This is a genomic window from Frankia sp. ACN1ag, assembly GCF_001414035.1.
GTDB classification, from domain to species: domain Bacteria; phylum Actinomycetota; class Actinomycetes; order Frankiales; family Frankiaceae; genus Frankia; species Frankia torreyi.
Window position 1 is genome coordinate 172,672 of sequence record NZ_LJPA01000015.1, and the last position, 17,331, is coordinate 190,002.

A 17,331-nucleotide genomic window follows, 5' to 3' on the forward strand; every position below is an offset into this window, starting at 1 on the left:
AACCGAAGTCGCCGCCGGGAACCGAAGTCGCAGGGAGGTCATCGTGCCATTACCGAACGGGGTCGAGCGGGAACTGGTGGAGATACCGATTCCGCCGTCCGGACGGGTGGACGTGTTCTCGGGAGTCGCCCGCCTGTCCGGGGCTATCTGGGCTTCCGAGGTGCGCCCGGCGGGCCCCAGGCCCCGCACGGCCGTGCTGATCGTGCATCCGACGGCCAACTTTCTGGGTCACTACGCGCTGGGGACGCTCGCCGAGCTCGGCGTCGCCGCGGTCGGGCTCGCCACCCGGTACGTGGGCAACGACGCGAACCTCAACGTCGAGAACTGCCTGCTCGACATCGGCGCCGCGATCGGGACGCTGCGCGGGCGGGGCTACGAGCGGATCGTGCTCGTCGGCAACTCGGGCGGGGGCTCGATCGTCCCCTACTACCAGGCGCAGGCCGAGCGGCCGACGGTCGTGGCCCCGCCGGGCGGCGTCGGGCCGGACCTCACCCGCGCCGACCTGCCGCCGGCCGACTCGATCGTGCTGTTCATGGCCCATCCCTCCCGCGCCCGGGTGTCGATGGAGTGGCTCGACCCGGCGATCATCGACGAGTCCGCGCCGTTCGGCCGGGACCCGGACCTCGACGCCTTCGACCCGCGCAACACCCCGCCGTTCCCGGCCGAGTTCATCGCCCGCTACCGCGCCGCCCAGCTCGCCCGCAACCGGCGGATCACGGCGTGGGCGCGGGCGCAGCTACGCCTGGTCACCGCCGCGGGACACTGGCCGGCGGGGCTGGACGACCTGGCGTTCGTCGTCCACGGCACCAGTGCCGACCTGCGCTTCCTCGACCCGGCCATCGACGCCAGCGACCGGACGATCGGCAGCACCCTGTGGGGCCGTCCCGAGATCGCCGACTACCTGCCGGCCGGGCTCAACCGTTACACGACGCTGCGGTCGTGGATCAACCAGTGGTCGATCGACGACACCAACGGCGACGCCCTGAGATGGCTGCCGGAGCTGTCCACCCCGACGCTGGTCGTCGGCGGCTCGGCGGACACCGGCTCGCCGCCGGTGGTACTCGAACAGCTCCACGACGCGATCGGGCGGGCGAAGAAGGACTACCTGCTCATCGACGGGGCGACGCACTACTTCGAGGGCCGGCCCGACCTGCTGCGCACGGCGTGCGATGCCATCGCGACCTGGTGAGCCCGCCCGCACGTTCAGCGCGGACTGGCGGCGCGCCGTCGCCGGCCAGGGCGGGAGCCCGTTCCTGATCTGGGAGTCCTCAGCCGGGGTGGTGACGACGTGGACCTACGCCGAGTTCGACCGGCTGACCGGACGGGTCGCGGCCCGGCTGCGCGCGGCGGGTCTGCGCGGCGGCGGCGCCGTCCACCTCGCGCTGGCCAACTCGCCGGCCTTCGTCGCGGTGTGGCTGGCCGCCGTCGGCCTCGGCGCGCACATCGTGCCCGCCGACCCGGCCGCCACCGCCCCGGAGATCGCCGCGCAGCTCGCCCGGACGAGGGCCGTGGTCGGGATCTGCTCGCCGCGGCGTCGGGCGGTGTACACCGAGGCGGCCGGAGCAGGTGCCGACGCGGCCGGCGGCGGTTCGGACCTCGCCGTGTTCGCCGTCGACGAGGATGACGTCGAGCTCGCGACCCTGACCGGTGCCGCTGCCGGCATCGGGGAGGCCGCGTCGGCTGGCGGTCCCGATTCGCCGAGCCCCGACCTGCCGGGCCCCGAAGTACCGGGCCCCGAAGCGCCGAGCCCCGAAACGACTGCCGCGATCCTGTTTACCTCGGGCACGACCAGCGCACCCAAGGGCGTCGTGATCACCCAGGCCAACTACGCCTTCGCGGGCGCGACGATGGCGGCGGCGGCCGGATTGGCGCCCGCGGACCGCCAGCTCGTCGCGCTGCCGCTGTTCCACGCGAACGCCCAGTACTACTCGTTCGCCGCCGCCATCTCCGTCGGGGCGAGCGTCGCGCTGCTCAGCTCCTTCTCGGCATCGCGGTTCCTCGCGCAGGCCGCCCGACACCGGGCGACGCACGCAAGCCTGTTCGCGGCCCCGATGCGGATGATCCTGGCCCGGGGGGCCGGGCGGCGCGACGACCTGGCGCTGCGGCACGTGTGGTTCGCCCAGAACGTGACCGCCGACCAGTACGAGCGGCTCTCGACCCTGCTCGGCTGCCGCCCCCGCCAGCTCTACGGGATGACGGAGACGACCGCGGCGGTCCTGAGCAGCCGACCCGACGAGGCCCGCCCCGACGCGATGGGCCGCCCCACGCCGGGCTGCGCCGTGCGGCTGAGCCCCCGGCCCGACGGCGGCGAGCGGGCGCCGGGGGAGGTCGGCGAGCTGCTCGTCGGCGGCGAGCGGGGCGTCCGGCTGTTCGGCGGCTACCTCGACGACCCCGACACGACCCGGCGCGCCTTCGTCGACGGCTGGTTCCGCACCGGCGACCGGGCCTACCGGGACACCGACGGCATCTACCACTTCGCCGGGCGTGACAACGAGACGCTGAAGGTGGCCGGCGAGAACGTGTCGGTGGTCGAGGTCGAGGCGGTCGTCGCCGAGCACCCCCGCGTGCTCGAGGCGGCGGTCGTCGGCCGGCCCGACCCGGTGCGCGACGAGGTCCCGGTCGCCTACGTCGTCGCCGACCCCCGCGGCGCCGCTCCCGAAGCCGAGGAGCTGGCCGAATGGTGCCGGCGGCGGCTGAGCCCGGTCAAGCGTCCCCGCGAGTTCGTCCTCGTCGACGAGCTCCCACGGACCTCCGTCGGCAAGATCCGCAAGTTCCTGCTGCCTCAGGCCCCCGCGCGCGGCTCGTAGCTTCGATGCAGCCAGGGCGTGGTGAACTGGGCCTCGCGGGCCGCCTTCAGGCCGCGCACGCCCTCCTCGCGGCGGATCTCGGCGAAGGGGCGGCCGTCGGGGGCCTGCGCCCGTCCGCTCATCGCGAGGGTGATGACGTCGTACCCCGAGGCGGCGACGCGGGCGGCCTCGTCGCCGGAGGCGTCGGCAGCGGCGTCGACCGCTCGCTTGTTCAGCGTGGTGGCCTCCCGGGGCATCCGGGACAGCCGGGCGGCGAGGTCACGGGCGCGCGGGTCGAGTTCGGCGGCCGGCACGACCGCCGTGACCAGTCCGATCCGCTGGGCCAGGCCGGCGTCGATCAGCTCGCCGGTGAGGATCAGGAACTTCGCCCACTGCCGTCCGATCAGCGGCACCAGCCCGGCCGCGCCGGGCAGCCCAAGACGTCCCTCGGGCAGGCCGAAGCGGGCGTCGTCGCCGGCGACGACCAGGTCGCAGCTCGCCGCGAGGACGACGGCGGCGCCCAGGCAGTAGCCCCGCACGGCGGCGACCACCGGCAACGGGCAGCGGCGCACCCGGCGGTGGAAGTCATCGGCGGTTTCGCGGAAGCGGGCCTCGTCGGCGGCATGCTCGCGGATCGGATTGCCGGCGAGGTCGCCGCCCGCGGAGAACGCCGCGCCGGCGCCGGTGACGAGCACGGCGCCGACGGTCGGATCCGCCTCGGCGTCGGCGAGAGCGGCGAGGATCTGATCCCGGGTGCCGCCGGGCCGAGCCGAGATGGGGTTGCGCGACTCCGGCCGGTTCAGGCGGATCTCGGCGACCCCCTCCAGCTTGCCGTAGGCGATCTCGTCGAAAAGTCCGATCATTTCGGAGCCCATGACGGTCGGTCTCCGATCAGGCGCTTGTGGTGGTGGGGGTGAACCGGGCGGGCAGGTGCTTCACCCCGTGCAGGAAGTTCGAGCGCAGCAGGTCCGGCTCGGCCGTCGCCTCGATATCGGGCAGCAGCTCGAACAGGGTTCGGAACGCGATCGCCAGCTCGACCCGGGCGAGGTTGGCTCCCAGGCAGTGGTGCGGGCCCGGCGCGCCGAAGGTGACGTGCGGGTTGGGATCGCGGGTCACCTGGAACGACGTCGCGTCGTCGAAGTACGCCTCGTCCTGGTTGGCCGAGCGGTACCACAGCACGACCTTGTCACCCTCGTCGAAACGCTGCTCACCGAGCCTCACCCCGTCGCGGGCGACCGTGCGACGCATGTACAGCACCGGGGAGGCCCACCGCAGCAGCTCCTCCACGGCGCCCGGGGTGTACCGGTCGAGGTCCGAGCGCCACAGCTCCCGCTGCTGCGGGAACCGGGTGATGGCCGACAGCCCGTGGGCCAGCGCGTTGCGGGTGGTCTCGTTGCCCGCCCCGACGAGCAGGTTGAAGAAGGTCGCCAGCTCCGTCGGCGTGAGGTTCTCCTCCTCCTGGGCGGCGACGAGCGAGCTGACCAGGTCGTCCTGCGGGTCGCGGATCCGGTCGCGGGCCAGCTCCTCCAACAGGCCGCTCATCGCCTCGCCGGCGCCGCGCACGGCCCGCGCGACCGACCGGGGGGTCTGGTCCGGGACGTATTCCGGATCGCTTGCGCCCATCAGGATGTTCGTCTGCTCGAACAGGAACCGCTCCTCGCTGCGCGGGATGCCCAGCATGTTGTTCACGATCCGCAGCGGCAGCAGCGCCGCCACCTCGGTGACGAAGTCGCACTCGCCCCGTCCCGCCACCGCGGAGATCACCTCGCGGCTGGTGCGGGTGATGTCGTCGACCAGCGCGGCCACCGCTTTCGGCGTGAAGCCCCGGGAGACGATGCGCCGCTGGCGGGCGTGCTCCGGGTTGTCCATGTCGATGATCGAGCCGCGGAACTCCCGCAGGCTCGGCGGCTGGTCGAAGATCAGGCTCCCTCGGCCGGAGCAGAAGTCCGCCGGCCGCCGGCTGACCTCGCGCACGTCGTCCAGGCGGGTCAACGCCCAGAAGCCACCGCCGCGCGCGGCCCCGGTCAGGTCGAGCTCTGGGACGTACGGCCGCGGCTCGTGGGCGCGCAGCCAGGCGAACGTCGCATCGCGTTCGGCCGCCGGCCGGGTCCACCACGTCAGGTCGTCCAGGACGTCGCCGGGCAGCCCCTGCGTTCCCGGCATGTCCCCGGTCGTGGTCACGCCGGCTGCCCGGCTGTCCGCACCGGTTCCGAAGCCGGACGCGCTTCGGCTGCCATCCGCGCCTCGCCCGCCTGCCGTGCCTCGCCCGCCTGCCGTGTCTCGCCCGCCTGCCGTGCCTCGCCCGCCCGCCGCGCGTCGGCCGCCCGCCGCGCGTCGAGCGCGTCGGCGGCCGGGTAGCGCAGCACGGTGCGCAGGAAACGACCGCTGCGCATGTCCTCGTAGCCGTCGTTGACACCGGCGAGCGGGTAGCTGTGGCTGACCACCGCGTCGAGGTCGACCTGGCCGCGCTGCCACAGCTCGACCAGCTTCGGGATGTCCGCGCGCGCGTTGCCGGAGCCGTAGATCGTGCCGACGATGTGCTTCTCGGACAGCGTCAGATCCATCATGTTCAGCGATACCGTCCGCTGCGCCGCCGGATGGACGTTGGTCACCACGACCCGGCCGCGGCTGGCGGTCATCGCCAGCGCCTGACCCAGCAGCTCGCCGTCGCCGCGGCTCATCGTGCAGATGAACCGGTCGACCCCGCGGTCCCAGGTCGCCTCCCGCACGACGGCGGCGGCCTGCTCCCACGAGGTGGCGACGTGGGTCGCGCCGAGGCGGAGGATGAGGTCCTGCTTCTCGGCCACCGTCTCGACGGCGACGATGACGCGGGCGCCGGCCAGCCGGGCACCCTGGATCGCCGCGGCGCCGATGCCCCCCACCCCGGCCACCGCGACCGTATCGCCCGGCCGTACGTCGGCGGCGTACACCGCCGACCCCCAGCCGGTGACGAATCCGCAGCCCAGCAGGCACGCCCGGTCGAGCGGGACGTGCGCCGGGATGCGGATACAGCTCGACTCGTGGACCACGGTGTGATGGGCGAACGTGCCGATCATGCAGGCGATCGCCAGGTCCTGGCCGCGGGCGTGGTGGCGCGCGGTGCCGTCGGCGATCTGGCGGCCGGTGTACATCCTGGCGCCGAGCTCGCACAGGTTCTGGTGGCCGGTCGCGCACTGCCGGCACCGCCCGCAGGACGGCACGAAGCCGAAGACCACGTGGTCGCCGGGGACCAGCGAGCGGACCCGGGAACCGACCTCGAGCACGACGCCGGCGCCCTCGTGCCCGCCGACGCACGGCAACCGGAACGGCATGTCGCCGGTGACGATGTGCTCCTCCGAATGACACAGGCCGGAGGCGTGCAGTTCGACGAGCACCTCGTCCGGGCCGGGCGGATCGAGCTGGATCGGCTCGACCGACCAGGGGGAACTCCGGTCCCACAGCACAGCGGCGAGGGTCTCCACGGCACCTTCTCTCGGTCACGTTCTGTCGGTCGCGTTCTGTCGAATGCGTTCTCTCGGGTGCGGTCTCGATCGCGGGCCGCGCGTCGGCGCGGAGGCTCAGCCGCCGGGGCGGACGATGGACTGGAGTTCCACGAAGGCGCTGATGCCCTCGGGTCCGCCCTCCCGCCCGATGCCGGACGCGCCCACCCCGCCGAACGGGCTGCCCACATCCAGCGGCGCCGGCGAGTTGACGGCGACCGAACCGGTGCGCAGCCGCGCGGCAACGCGACCCGCCCGCTCGGGGTCCTCGCTCCACACCGACCCGGCCAGGCCGTAGTCGGAGTCGTTGGCGATGGCGACGGCCTCGTCGACGCCGTCGTAGCCGATCACCACCGCCACCGGGCCGAAGATCTCCTCCCGGGCGACCGGGGCGTCGTTGCCGACCCCGGCCAGCAGCGTCGGCTTGACGAACCACCCCCGATCGAGTCCGGCCGGCCGACCTCCGCCGGCGGCGACGCGGGCGCCGTCGGCCCGCGCGCGGGCGATGTGTGCCTCGATCCGGGCCCGCGCCGACGCCGAGATGACCGGGCCGATCTGGGTCTTCGGCTCGGTCGGGTCGCCGACGCGCAGCGCCGCCACCCGCTCGGCCAGCACGTCGACCACCTCGGAGTAGCGCGAGCGGGGGGCGAGGATGCGGGTCTGGGCCATGCAGACCTGGCCGGAGTTCGCCATCGCGCCGAAGGTGAGCGTGGTGACCGTCCGGCGGGTCAGCGCCAGGTCGTCCAGCAGGATCGCGGCCGACTTGCCGCCCAGCTCCAGGGTGCACCGGCGCAGGTCACGGCCGCAGACCTCGCCGATGCGCCGGCCCACCGCCGTCGAACCGGTAAAGGTGATCTTGTCGATGCCGGGATGGCCGACCAGGTACTCGCTCGCCGCGGCCGCGGCGGGCACGATGTTGACCACCCCAGGCGGCAGGCCCGCCTCGATGACCGCGTCGGCGAACAGGTAGGACCACAGCGGCGCCGCCGGAGCCGGCTTCACCACCACCGTGCACCCCGCGACCAGGGCCGGCGCGAGCTTGAGCGCGGTGATGAACAGGGGTGCGTTCCACGGGACGACGGCACCGACGACGCCGACGGGCAGCCGCCGGACCAGCACCGAGCCGTGCGCCGCCGGGCGCTCGTCCGCCCACGGGTAGGCCCCGGCCAGCGCGGCGAAGGCGTCGAACGCGGCCAGGGCGGTGCCCACCTGGTAGGGATCCGACCAGGACCGGGGCGAGCCGACCTCCGCCGTGAGCACCGCGGCGAGTTCGTCGGCCCGGGCGCGCAGCGCGTCGGTCAGCCGCACCAGCGCCGCCGCCCGCTGCGCCGGGGTCGCGCTCGCCCACGGGCCGTCGTCCAGCGCGCGCCGGGCGGCGGCCACGGCCCGGTCGACGTCGCCGACACCGGCCGCCGCAACCACGCCGATGGTCTCCTCGGTAGCCGGCGACACCACGTCCAGCGTCTCGTCCGTCGCCGCGGGGACCAGCCGCCCTCCGATGAACAGCTCCCGATGCTCGCGCACACCGACTCCTCGGTCGTCCCCAATTCCGCCGCCGAATTCTAGGGTCCGCCCGAGCGGATATTCAATGATTTCTCTTTGCTGTCGGTTCGGCCCGCGGTCGCGCATCGAACTTCTTCTCGTGCGAGAGTTCCGACGTGATATCCGGGTCCATTCCTGCCCCGCAAGACGGAGGGATCGAATGGCTCTCCTCACCGCTGACAGCACCTGGGAGCTGGTCGAGGCGCGCGCCGCGGCCTCGCCCGACGATCTGGCCGTCGTCGACGAGCACCGGCGGTGTCTGACGTTCCGCGAGCTGCGCGACCGGGCCGAGGAGGCCGCCGCGGGGCTGCGCGAGCTCGGCGTCCGGCCCGGATCGGTCGTGTCCTGGCAGTTGCCCAACACGATCGAGACGGTCGCGGTCTGCCTGGCGCTGTCCCGGCTCGGCGCCGTCCAGAACCCACTGATCATGATGCTGCGCGAGCGTGAGATCACCTTCATCTGCCGGCAGACCGGCAGCGAGCTGCTGCTCGTCCCGAGCAGCGTCCGCGGCGTCGACCATGCGGCGATGGCGCGGGCGGTGGCCGCGACCGTGCCCGGTCTCGCCGTGCACGTCGTCGACTTCGCATCACCGGGGGAGCTCGCACCGCCGGGGAAGGCCGAACCGCCGGCAGCCGCGGAGCCCGCCGACGGGCCCGGAGCGGGGCCGTCCGGCGGCGGGCCCGTCCGGTGGATCTTCTATACGTCGGGCACGACCTCGGACCCGAAGGGCGCCCGGCACACCGACCGCGGGTTGCTGGCCGCCTCGTCGACGTTCTGCGAGCATCTCGCCGTCGTGCCCACCGACCGGCTGCCGATCCTGCTGCCGATCTCCCACATCGGCGGGATCGCGCACCTGCTCACCGGCCTGCAGGCCGGTTGTGGGGTCATCGTGAGCAGCGGGTTCGACCCCGAGACGACGCCGGCTGCCCTCGCGGCGGCGGGCATGACGCTCGTCGGGTCGGGCACGCAGATGCTGCAGACCTACCTGGCGCGCCAGCGCCGCCAGCCGGACGTGCCCCTGTTCCCGCTGGCCCGGGCGGCACTGTGCGGTGGTGCGGGCCGGCCGGTGGCGCTGCACTTCGAGGTCAAGGAGCTCCTCGGTGGCGTCGGGGTGATCTCCGGGTACGGCCTGACCGAGTGCCCGTTCGTCACCTGGGGCCGCCACGACGACACCGACTCCCAGCACGCGAGCACGGAGGGATGCGCCGGGCTCGACGTCGAGATCGTCGTCATGCTCGACGACGCCACGCCCGCGGTCGCCGGCGAGGTCGGCGAGATCCGGGTGCGCGGCCCTCAGCTCATGGTCGGCTACGTCGACGCCACCGCGGACCGGGACGCCTTCGACGCGAAGGGGTTCCTGCGCACCGGCGACCTCGGCACCCTCGACGAGGACGGCTACCTGCGCATCACCGGACGGATCAAGGACGTCATCATCCGCAAGGGCGAGAACATCTCCGCCCGGGAGCTGGAGGAGCTGCTGATCGACCATCCGGCGGTGGGCGAGGTGTCCATCGTCGGGCTGCCCGATGCCTCCTCCGGCGAGCGGGTGTGCGCCGTGGTGGTGCCAGCGGAGTCGGTGGCCCCGCCGGACCTGGCGGCCCTCTGCGCCCACCTGCGCGCGCAGGGGCTGAACATCCGCAAGCTTCCCGAGCAGCTCGAGCTCGTGCCCGAGCTGCCACGCAATGCCATGGGAAAGGTCGTGAAGCGCGACCTGAGGGCCCGTTTCGCGCGCTGAGCGTATGGGTTGCGCCTGCTCGGTNGCCGTGGCGGAGCTGATCGGTGGCGGCGGTCCTCTTCGGCTCGGCGTCCGACGCCCCCACCGGCAGCCAACTCCCGGGCACCTCTCCGCGACCAGCCGCACACAGAATCATGCCGAGGGTCCGGTACGGTTTTCAGCCGAAAAACCGTACCGAAACCTCGGCATGATCTGGCCGCCATCTGGCCGGAAACCGCGCAAGCCGGAAACCGGGAAAGCGGGAAACCGGGAAAGCGGGCGGCGGTGGGCGGCATCGACAGCTGATCGACATCGTCGGTTCGTTATCGTTTCGGCGCCGCCATCGGCACGTTCGGAGGTCGCCGAGGCTCGGGTGAAAGGGGGGAGCCATGCTCGCTCGACAAGCCGTCCACGGGGCGGCGGTGCTCGCTGCCGTCCGGATCGTCCCCGACGACCGCGTCCCCGACGACCGCGACGCCGATGACCGCGACGCCGATGACCGCGACGCCGACGACCGCGACGGTGGCCACGTGGCCGGGCAGCCATGAGCGTCGCCGCTACCAGCGACGACGCCGTGCTCGCGCGGACGCTGAGTAGTTGGCTGCGTCAGGCGCTGAAGTGGCCGTCGCTGGAGGTCGCCGGGCTGTCCAGGCCGAAGGCGGGCACATCCAACGAGACCGTGATCGTCACTGTGCGGTGGGCCGATGGCGGCCGCCGACGCGACGAACGCCTGGTGGTCCGCATCCAGCCGACCGGGCGTCAGTTGTTCCAGCATCCGGACACGATCGGCGAGGGGCGTGTCCTGCGGGCCGTCGCGGCGGCCGCGCCGGTGCCGGTGCCGCGGGTCCTCGCGTTCGAGCCGGACGCCGGGGTGGTCGGGTCGCCGTTCTTCGTGATGAGCCACGTCCCGGGCAGGGTGCTCTCGGACATCCCGAGCTGCCACGCCACCGGCTGGCTGCTGGACCAGACCCCGGCGCAGCGCGCCGCCCTGTGGGACAACGGCCTGCGGACCCTCGTCGACATCGGGCGCATCCCCGTCCGCGGCGACCTGGCGTTCCTGTGGGCGCCCGCGCTTGGCCCGACCGGGCTGCAGCAGCTCGTCACCGCGACCCGTCACTGGTTCGACTGGGTCCGCGGCGGGCGTGACCTCGACGTGCTCAGCCGGGCGATGGATCACGTCGAACGGGAGCGCCCCGACCACGATGACCGGACGCTGAGCTGGGGCGACGCCCGAGTCGGCAACATGATGTTCGCGCCGGACGGGACCGTCGCCGCCGTCCTCGACTGGGAGACCCCCGCGGTCGGCCCGGCCGAGGTCGATCTCGGCTGGTGGCTGATGATGGACGAGTTCTACAGCCACGGACTGGGTTCGCCGCCGCTGCCCGGGGTGCCGGACGAGGATGCCCAGGTCGCCCGATGGGAGGGGCTGATCGGCCGTCCCGCGCGGGAACTGACCTACTACAAGCTGCTGGCGGCGTTGCGGTTCGCCATCGTCTGCGCCCGCTCGACCGACATCTCGATCGCCCGCGGCGTGGCCCGCCCGGACACCACCATGCACACCCGCAACCCGGCGGGTCTGCTGCTCTACCGCTGGCTGGGCGAGCCCGTTCCGGACCTGGCGCCTGAGTTCACCGCGATGATGGCCCGCTTCGCCCGCAAACGGGCCGGCCGGACGGGCTGAACGAGCCGAGGGCTGAACGAGCCGAGGGCTGAACGAGCCGGGAGTCGAACGAGCTGGGAGCCGAACGAGTAGAGGGGATCTCACGTCGATGAGCGATGTCATGCGCGCGGAGACGGTGTCGCTGCGGGGCGCGGGGGACGACGACGTCGAGGCGTACCTTGCCCAGCCGCTCGACGGGTTACCCGTGGGCGGCGTCGTGGTGATCCACCACATGCCGGGCTACGACGAGTCGACGAAGGAGATCACCCGCAGGTTCGCCGCCCACGGCTACCTCGCCGTCTGCCCGAACCTGTACTGGCGGGAGGCCCCCGGCGCCAGCCCCGAGGACGCCGCTGCCGTGGCGCGGGCCCGCGGCGGCGTGCCCGACGAGCGGCTGGTCGGCGACGTCGAGGGCGCCGTGCGCTACCTGCGGGCGTCGCCGTCGTCCAACGGGAAGGTGGCGGTGATCGGCTTCTGTTCGGGTGGGCGCCAGGCGTTCCTCGCCGCGTGCAGCCTCGATCTGGACGCCGCCGTCGACTGCTACGGCGCCTACGTCGTCGCCACGCCGCCGGAGGACTCGGTGCTGCGCGGGGTCCGGCCGGTCGTCGACCTGGCGGGCAAGCTGTCCTGCCCGCTGCTCGGCCTGTTCGGTGACGACGACCGGATGCCCTCGCCGGCCGAGGTCGCGGCCCTCGCGCAGGCGCTCACCGAGCACGACAGGACCTTCGAGTTCCACAGCTTCCCCGCCGCCGGTCACGCGTTCTTCGCGACGGACCGCGACGCCTACCGGCCCGCGGCGGCCCGGGCGGGCTGGCAGCGGATCTGGGCGTTCCTCGGCCCCCACCTCGCCGCCTGACTCGGCCGGCCGCACCCACCGCCGACCGGGTACCAGGCGAGGAGACCTTGGGTGCACCATCAGACCGCGCGCCTGCCCGTGACTATGAAAGGCGGCGCGCAGGCCCCGTCCTGCACGTCAGGGCGGGGTTGGCGCGTCAACAACAGCACCAGCCAGTCGAACAGGTGTGCTATTCTGATGGCTGCGGGAAGCCGGGTGGTGAAGCGGGCATATAGCTATCGGTTCTACCCGGATCCGGAGCAGTCCGCGCAGCTTGCCATGACGTTTGGTGAAGCCCGTCCGGACGGCCGGCGGCCGGGTAGAACAGGGACCTGCGGGTTCAGAGAGCTGACACGTCCCAAAGCCATACCTCGAAGCCGCCGGCGGTGGCGAGCGTCTCCCCGTCCGGAGCGAACCCTGCTGACGTGACCCGGCCGTTGTGGCCGGTGAGGGGGCGGCTGAGGGATCGGGCGCGGTGCGGGTCGGTGACGTCCCAGAGCCGTACCGTCTGATCGCCGCCGGCGGTGGCGAGGGTCCGCCCGTCGGGAGAGAAGACTGCCGATTCGACTCGGCCGTTGTGGCCGGTGAGACCGACGCCGAATGGACGGGCGCGGCGCGGGTCGGTGACGTCCCACAGTCGCGCTGACTGATCGCTGCTGGCGGTGGCCACGATCTGCCCGTCGGGGGAGAACGCCACCGACCGCACCGAGTCGGTGTGACCGATGCGTGGGCCACCGAGCGGCTCGACGAGGTAGGGGTCGGCGATGTCCCACAGCCGTAGCGTCCGATCGGCGCCGGCGGTGGCCAGGGNGTACCCATTGGTCGAGAACGCCACCGACCACACCGCGGCAGAATGCGCGGTGAGCGGGTCTCCGAATGGCTGGGCGCGGGACGGGTCGGCGATGTCCCACAGCCGCACCGTCCGGTCGGTGCTGGTGGTGGCGAGGGTCAGCCCGTCCGGCGCGAACGCTACCGACCGTACGGAGCCGGTGTGGCCGGCGAGGGGCCTGCCGATCAGGCAGGCGTTGGACGGATCGCTGACATCCCAGAGCCGAACCGTTTGATCATTACTGGTGGTGGCGAGGATCAGCCCGTCCGGCGCGAACGCCACGGACCAGACCCCACCCGTGTGACCGGTAAGGGGGGCCCCGATAGGACGAGCGCGCCGCGGGTTACCGACCTCCCACAGACGTACGGTGCGGTCGCCGGCGGCGCTGGCAAGGAGTCCCCCGTCCGGCGAGAACGCCACCGACCGCACTCGGTCGGTGTGGCCCGTGAGGGGGACCCCGAGGGGACGTGGCCGGGACTGCGGCGGTGATGCCCGCGGTGGTGGCGTCCGCTGGGGGAGGCGGGGGAACGACGGCTCGGCCTCGGGTTTCACCCGCCCCGCCAACGCTGCTCGGACCCCGTCAAGCAGACGGAGGCGGGCCACGTCGGCGGCGACGTCGAACAGGTCGACGGAGACCACCGTGCGCAGGACCCCAGGACGGTCGCAGTCCTCGACACGGACAGGAAGCAGCTTGCGCGCGAGCCCTTCCGGGTCAGCGGCTCGCGCGGCGCGCCACTCCTCGCCGCCGTAGACGGAGGAGAGGTAGGAGTCGGAAAGGACGGCGATGGTCCGGGTGGCGTGGGTGATGCCCTGTTCCATCTTGAAACGCCAGTCCGAGCCGGGTACGAAGTCCCACGACTGGATCAACACCCGGTAGCGGACAGCCTCGAGCTGCCAGGCCACCCACTCCGCCCACGCTTGATCCTCAGCGGTGTAGGAGATGAAGAAGTCCCATCCGACCGTTCCGCCACCAAGCCCGGACATGGCACACCATCTTCTACCGTTGCCACCCTCTCCGGCGAGCTAGGCCAGCCACGGGGGAAGTGCGGACGTTCCGGCGGCGATGGGCTGCCCGACGGCGTCGTACGGCGAGAGGCGTCGTGNGGTGGAAGGCCGCCAGCGGCGGAGGCATCCCGAGAAGGGGAGATGCCTGGGTGCAGCAGGTTCTGCTCCCGCGATAGGACTCGAACCTATAACCTGCCGGTTAACAGCCGGCTGCTCTGCCAATTGAGCTACGCGGGACCGGGTGCTCTGCGCACCTGACGTCGTCAGCCTACCTGAGGTTCGAGCGGTCTTGGACGTGGGGTAGTAATCAACTCGACGGCACAACGCCGACCGGCCGGCGGCCATCCGCCAGCACGTCCATCGGTCTCCCGGGAGGCAACATGCGCATCAGGCCCAGCGTCGTCATCGCACTCGGCCTCGGGTACGTCCTGGGGTCCCGAGGCGGACGCGAGCACTACGACGTGATCATGCGACAGCTTCGAGAGGTTCGGGAACGACCGGAGGTGCAGAGCGCCGCCGGTGTCGTGTCCGCGCAGGCAGGGACGGTCTTCCAGCGCGTCCGCGGCCTGTTCGCCGGGGAGGTCGAGTCGTCCGGAACCCGCCCGTTCCGTCCGGTTGCGGCGCACAGCTCGAACGGGGTCAGCTCCGTCGGCGCCCATTGAGAGCCGGGTGCGCCGCCGTCGCACAGTCCCGGGAGCGGCTCGGCAGGCGGTGTCGCGCCGGTTCTCGTCGGATGGGCCCCCGTTGGGTGGTTCGGTCGTCGCCGCCGCCCTGGTGACCGCCGACCCCACCTCCGACTGCCGCCCCAGGGGGTGATTCTGGTTATATCCGGCACCCCGCCGGGCGAGCGTGGGGGCGTGACGGATCGGAGCACGGCATGTCGATGAAGCAGGCCAGGTCGGCGCGGGGGCGGACGGCGGGGCAGGGGCGATCGGGTGACTCGACGCCGGCGGAGGTTCCCGGTGGGGCGCCGCCCGCCCTCGCCGCCCTGGTGGACCTGCTGGGCCGGCGTTTCGCCCTCGGCCTCTACTGGCACCTGCGGGGTGGCTCGTTGCCGTTCCGCACACTGGCGGCCCGGCTGGACGCCCCCGAGGCGCAGCTCGTCCAGCGGCTGCGGGAGCTGCGGGAGGCCGGCCTGGTCGAGGTGGACGAGGTCGGCGAATATCGGCTGACTACCCACGGCCGCCGCCTGCAGGGCGTGATCGAGCCTCTCGCCGCCTGGGCGGCGGAATGGGCGGCGCTCAGTCCGCGCCAGCGAAGCCCGCGCGGTGCCTCCACTCGCGGCCACGACGAGCCCTGAGCGCGCCCAGGCACCCCTGTCAGGACATCACGGGATGTCAACTACTGATCGACGGAGCGTGATTCTGAGATCACAGCTTGTCTTTTGCTGATCTTAAGAATCCTTTAGGCCCCGGGAGATGTGCTGGTCACCGTCGAACCTGGTGCTCACGAGCGCCGGAGGTCGACCTGGTGGATTCGAGCTGCACCCGGCGGAGGTAACCCCGACCTCCGGTGGGTCTCCCTAGCCCGGGTCGCGGCCCGTCCCAGCCGCGGCCCGGGCTCATCAGTTGTGGCCGCTCCGGCTAGACCCAGGGTGGGTGGGCGCCGGGTTCGGTTCGGGGCGACCTCTCAGCCGGCGGCGAGCCGATCCCGGGCCGCGGCGATCCGGCGGCGGGTGGCCTCCCGGCCGAACACCTCCAGCGACTCGAACAGCGGCAGCCCCACGGTCCGCCCGGTGACGGCCACCCGCACCGGCGCCTGCGCCTTGGCGAGCTTCAGTCCGTGGCGCTCGCCGATCTCGGTCAGCGTCGTCTTCAGGGTCTCGGCGTCCCATTCGACCTTGCCGAACAGGTCGTGGACGTCGGTGAGCAGGTCCGTCGCCGGCCCCTTCATCGCCTTCGCCCAGGCCGCGTCATCCACCGGCGCCTCGGGCAGGAACAGGAAATCGACCATCGGCACGATCTCCGACAGCAGCGACAGCCGGGACTGCGCGAGCCCGGCGACGGCGGCGAACACGTCCGCGTCGAATGCGTCGGCCGCCCACGGAGCCGCCGGCGGCGCGAGCCATGGGCCCACCGCGGAGATGAACTCCTCGACGCTGAGCGCGCGGATATATTCGCCGTTGAACGACCGCAGCTTCTTCTCGTCGAAGAACGCCGGGGAGGGCTTCACGTCGGCCAGGTCGAACGTCGACTCGATCGTCTCCCACGGCACGATCTCGTCCTCGCCGGGCGGCGCCCAGCCGAGCAGCATCAGGTAGTTCTTCATCGCACCGGCCAGGTAGCCCTCGTCCCGGTAGGACTCCAGCGCCACCTTGTCCCGCCGCTTGGACAGCTTCTGCCGCTTCTCGTTGACGATGACCGGCACGTGCGCCCACACCGGCGGCTCGGCGGCGCCGAGCGCGGTCCACAGGAGCTGCTGCTTGGGCGTGTTCGACAGGTGCTCCTCGCCCCGGATGACGTGGGTGATCCCCATCTCCAGGTCGTCGACGACGTTGGCGAGCAGGAACACCGCCGAGCCGTCGGCCCGCGCGATCACGAAGTCCTCGATGGTGTCGTTCGGGAACTCCGGGGTCCCGCGGATCAGGTCGCGTACCGTCGTCGCCCCCTCGTCGGGGGTGCGGAAGCGCAGCGCGCGGCCGGGACCGGGCTCCAGCCCGCGGTCGCGGCAGAAGCCGTCGTAGCCGTGCTGGGCGTTGCCCGTGCGCTCCGCCAGCGCCTCGCGGGTGCAGTCGCAGAAGTACGCCAGCCCCGCTTCCCGCAGGCGGACCGCCGCAGCCCGATGCCGGTCTGCCCGAGAGGACTGCAGCACCGGGCCCTCGTACCGGCCGGGGCTGATCCCGAGCCAGTCCAGCGCGCTGATGATGCCGTCGGTCCACTCGGGCCGGTTGCGCGAGGCGTCGGTGTCCTCGATGCGCAGCACGAAGTCGCCGCCCGTGCGCAGCGCCACCAGCCAGTTGAACAGCGCCGAGCGCGCCCCACCCACATGGAAGATGCCGGTGGGAGACGGCGCGAATCGAACCCGTACCCGCCCAGATCCCATGCGGGGCAGCGTACAGGGATCTCGGTGGTCCGACGGAGCGCTGCGGTGGTGCCGACGCCGTCCACATCCACATCCACCCGCACGCCTCGACGGTCAGCGATCAAGCCTCAAGGTCACGACTGCCTGCGCGGCCCAGGTGCCGAGGAGGGCTAGTCGCCGAGGAGGTCGAGGGGGGTGGTGGGTTGGTGGGGGGTGTGGGGGGTGGTGGTGAGGTGGTGGCGCCAGAGGGTTTCGGCGGCGTCGGGGTCGTGGTTGGTGAGGTGGGTGAGGAGTTGGTGGTGGGTGGTGTGTTGGTGGCGCAGGGTGGTGAGGTCGGGGGTGGGGGTGTCGGGGGTGGTGGCGTCGAGGATGTGGCGGAGCATGCTGCTGATCATGGTGAGGGTGTGGTTGGCGGGGGTGGTGAGGAGGAGGGTGTGGAAGTCGAGGTGGTGGGTGTGGA

Annotated in this window: 16 protein-coding genes, 1 tRNA gene and 1 pseudogene; 9 read left to right on the top strand and 9 right to left on the bottom strand. The window is 72.5% G+C overall.

Translation table 11 applies throughout. The annotated features are described in order from the left end of the window. The first annotated feature begins 43 nt into the window (after positions 1 to 43). Entirely contained in the window at positions 44 to 1,189 is a 1,146-nt protein-coding gene (locus UK82_RS15820) for an alpha/beta hydrolase (protein ID WP_044887938.1), read from the top strand. Continuing rightward, entirely contained in the window at positions 1,170 to 2,807 is a 1,638-nt protein-coding gene (locus tag UK82_RS15825) for a class I adenylate-forming enzyme family protein (protein WP_055407898.1), read from the top strand. Before UK82_RS15820 ends, UK82_RS15825 begins: the two co-directional genes overlap by 20 nt. On the opposite strand, the gene UK82_RS15830 is transcribed toward UK82_RS15825, so the two are convergent. From UK82_RS15830 to UK82_RS15845, 4 genes are all read right to left on the bottom strand, one after another. Continuing rightward, positions 2,783 to 3,649, bottom strand: coding sequence for an enoyl-CoA hydratase/isomerase family protein (locus UK82_RS15830; RefSeq protein ID WP_236705986.1), 867 nt, complete (start codon positions 3,647 to 3,649; stop codon positions 2,783 to 2,785). The two genes, UK82_RS15825 and UK82_RS15830, sit on opposite strands and share 25 nt — an antisense overlap. Positions 3,650 to 3,677: 28 nt before the next feature. Then, positions 3,678 to 4,949, bottom strand: coding sequence for a cytochrome P450 (locus UK82_RS15835; protein ID WP_044887952.1), 1,272 nt, complete (start codon positions 4,947 to 4,949; stop codon positions 3,678 to 3,680). 14 nt (positions 4,950 to 4,963) lie between these two features. Beyond that, positions 4,964 to 6,247 (bottom strand): NDMA-dependent alcohol dehydrogenase, encoded by a 1,284-nt coding sequence (locus tag UK82_RS15840; RefSeq protein WP_055407904.1) that lies wholly within the window; start codon positions 6,245 to 6,247, stop codon positions 4,964 to 4,966. A gap of 96 nt (positions 6,248 to 6,343) precedes the next feature. Then, a complete protein-coding gene (locus UK82_RS15845) occupies positions 6,344 to 7,789 on the bottom strand; it encodes an aldehyde dehydrogenase (RefSeq protein WP_055407905.1) in 1,446 nt (481 codons plus the stop codon). 178 nt (positions 7,790 to 7,967) lie between these two features. On the opposite strand from UK82_RS15845, the gene UK82_RS15850 reads away from it, so the two are divergent. The 5 genes from UK82_RS15850 (at position 7,968) to UK82_RS38115 (ending at position 12,445) form a co-directional block, all read left to right on the top strand. After that, complete coding sequence (locus UK82_RS15850; protein ID WP_055407907.1) at positions 7,968 to 9,542, top strand: class I adenylate-forming enzyme family protein; 1,575 nt, start codon at positions 7,968 to 7,970, stop codon at positions 9,540 to 9,542. A 368-nt stretch (positions 9,543 to 9,910) separates the two neighbouring features. Beyond that, positions 9,911 to 10,069: a hypothetical protein gene (locus tag UK82_RS33685; RefSeq protein ID WP_161849126.1), complete on the top strand. Its 159-nt coding sequence runs from the start codon at positions 9,911 to 9,913 to the stop codon at positions 10,067 to 10,069. Further along, positions 10,066 to 11,202 carry a phosphotransferase family protein gene (locus UK82_RS15860; protein WP_055407912.1) on the top strand — a complete coding sequence of 379 codons (1,137 nt, stop codon included), beginning with the start codon at positions 10,066 to 10,068 and terminating at the stop codon, positions 11,200 to 11,202. Before UK82_RS33685 ends, UK82_RS15860 begins: the two co-directional genes overlap by 4 nt. A gap of 88 nt (positions 11,203 to 11,290) precedes the next feature. Continuing rightward, positions 11,291 to 12,037 (top strand): dienelactone hydrolase family protein, encoded by a 747-nt coding sequence (locus tag UK82_RS15865; RefSeq protein ID WP_044887944.1) that lies wholly within the window; start codon positions 11,291 to 11,293, stop codon positions 12,035 to 12,037. 177 nt (positions 12,038 to 12,214) lie between these two features. Then, positions 12,215 to 12,445 carry a helix-turn-helix domain-containing protein gene (locus UK82_RS38115; RefSeq protein WP_236705996.1) on the top strand — a complete coding sequence of 77 codons (231 nt, stop codon included), beginning with the start codon at positions 12,215 to 12,217 and terminating at the stop codon, positions 12,443 to 12,445. On the opposite strand, the gene UK82_RS38120 is transcribed toward UK82_RS38115, so the two are convergent. The 3 genes and pseudogenes from UK82_RS38120 to UK82_RS15875 form a co-directional block, all read right to left on the bottom strand. Next, a partial coding sequence (locus tag UK82_RS38120; RefSeq protein ID WP_396230568.1) for a WD40 repeat domain-containing protein occupies positions 12,357 to 12,826 on the bottom strand: 470 nt, incomplete at its 5' end. The genes UK82_RS38115 and UK82_RS38120 overlap by 89 nt on opposite strands. Before the next feature lies 1 nt (position 12,827). After that, positions 12,828 to 13,829, bottom strand: a pseudogene (locus UK82_RS15870) (toll/interleukin-1 receptor domain-containing protein); the annotation flags it as partial. Between the two features lie 185 nt (positions 13,830 to 14,014). Further along, positions 14,015 to 14,087 (bottom strand) — tRNA-Asn (locus UK82_RS15875). Positions 14,088 to 14,230: 143 nt separating this feature from the next. Here UK82_RS15875 and UK82_RS15880 point away from each other — a divergent pair. Continuing rightward, on the top strand, positions 14,231 to 14,512 hold the full coding sequence (locus tag UK82_RS15880; protein WP_044887946.1) for a hypothetical protein: 282 nt from the start codon (positions 14,231 to 14,233) through the stop codon (positions 14,510 to 14,512). A gap of 215 nt (positions 14,513 to 14,727) precedes the next feature. Further along, on the top strand, positions 14,728 to 15,150 hold the full coding sequence (locus UK82_RS15885; RefSeq protein WP_044887947.1) for a helix-turn-helix domain-containing protein: 423 nt from the start codon (positions 14,728 to 14,730) through the stop codon (positions 15,148 to 15,150). A 329-nt stretch (positions 15,151 to 15,479) separates the two neighbouring features. Here the strand turns inward: UK82_RS15885 and gltX are convergent, their stop codons facing one another. Then, the gene (gltX, locus tag UK82_RS15890) at positions 15,480 to 16,892 is read right to left on the bottom strand and encodes a glutamate--tRNA ligase (RefSeq protein ID WP_055407917.1); all 1,413 of its coding nucleotides are present in this window, start codon (positions 16,890 to 16,892) and stop codon (positions 15,480 to 15,482) included. A 149-nt stretch (positions 16,893 to 17,041) separates the two neighbouring features. After that, positions 17,042 to 17,331: FCD domain-containing protein (locus UK82_RS15895; RefSeq protein ID WP_152989912.1), on the bottom strand; the 290-nt coding region annotated here is incomplete at its 5' end.

Bases quoted from the DNA above. Each gene is read 5' to 3' on its own strand.
- UK82_RS15825 (WP_055407898.1), top strand. From the start codon at position 1,170: ATGCCATCGCGACCTGGTGAGCCCGCCCGCACGTTCAGCGCGGACTGG.
- UK82_RS15830 (WP_236705986.1), bottom strand. From the start codon at position 3,649: ATGATCGGACTTTTCGACGAGATCGCCTACGGCAAGCTGGAGGGGGTC.
- UK82_RS15835 (WP_044887952.1), bottom strand. From the start codon at position 4,949: ATGCCGGGAACGCAGGGGCTGCCCGGCGACGTCCTGGACGACCTGACG.
- UK82_RS15850 (WP_055407907.1), top strand. From the start codon at position 7,968: ATGGCTCTCCTCACCGCTGACAGCACCTGGGAGCTGGTCGAGGCGCGC.
- UK82_RS33685 (WP_161849126.1), top strand. From the start codon at position 9,911: ATGCTCGCTCGACAAGCCGTCCACGGGGCGGCGGTGCTCGCTGCCGTC.
- UK82_RS15860 (WP_055407912.1), top strand. From the start codon at position 10,066: ATGAGCGTCGCCGCTACCAGCGACGACGCCGTGCTCGCGCGGACGCTG.
- UK82_RS15865 (WP_044887944.1), top strand. From the start codon at position 11,291: ATGAGCGATGTCATGCGCGCGGAGACGGTGTCGCTGCGGGGCGCGGGG.
- UK82_RS38115 (WP_236705996.1), top strand. From the start codon at position 12,215: ATGGCTGCGGGAAGCCGGGTGGTGAAGCGGGCATATAGCTATCGGTTC.
- UK82_RS15880 (WP_044887946.1), top strand. From the start codon at position 14,231: ATGCGCATCAGGCCCAGCGTCGTCATCGCACTCGGCCTCGGGTACGTC.
- UK82_RS15885 (WP_044887947.1), top strand. From the start codon at position 14,728: ATGTCGATGAAGCAGGCCAGGTCGGCGCGGGGGCGGACGGCGGGGCAG.
- gltX (WP_055407917.1), bottom strand. From the start codon at position 16,892: ATGGGATCTGGGCGGGTACGGGTTCGATTCGCGCCGTCTCCCACCGGC.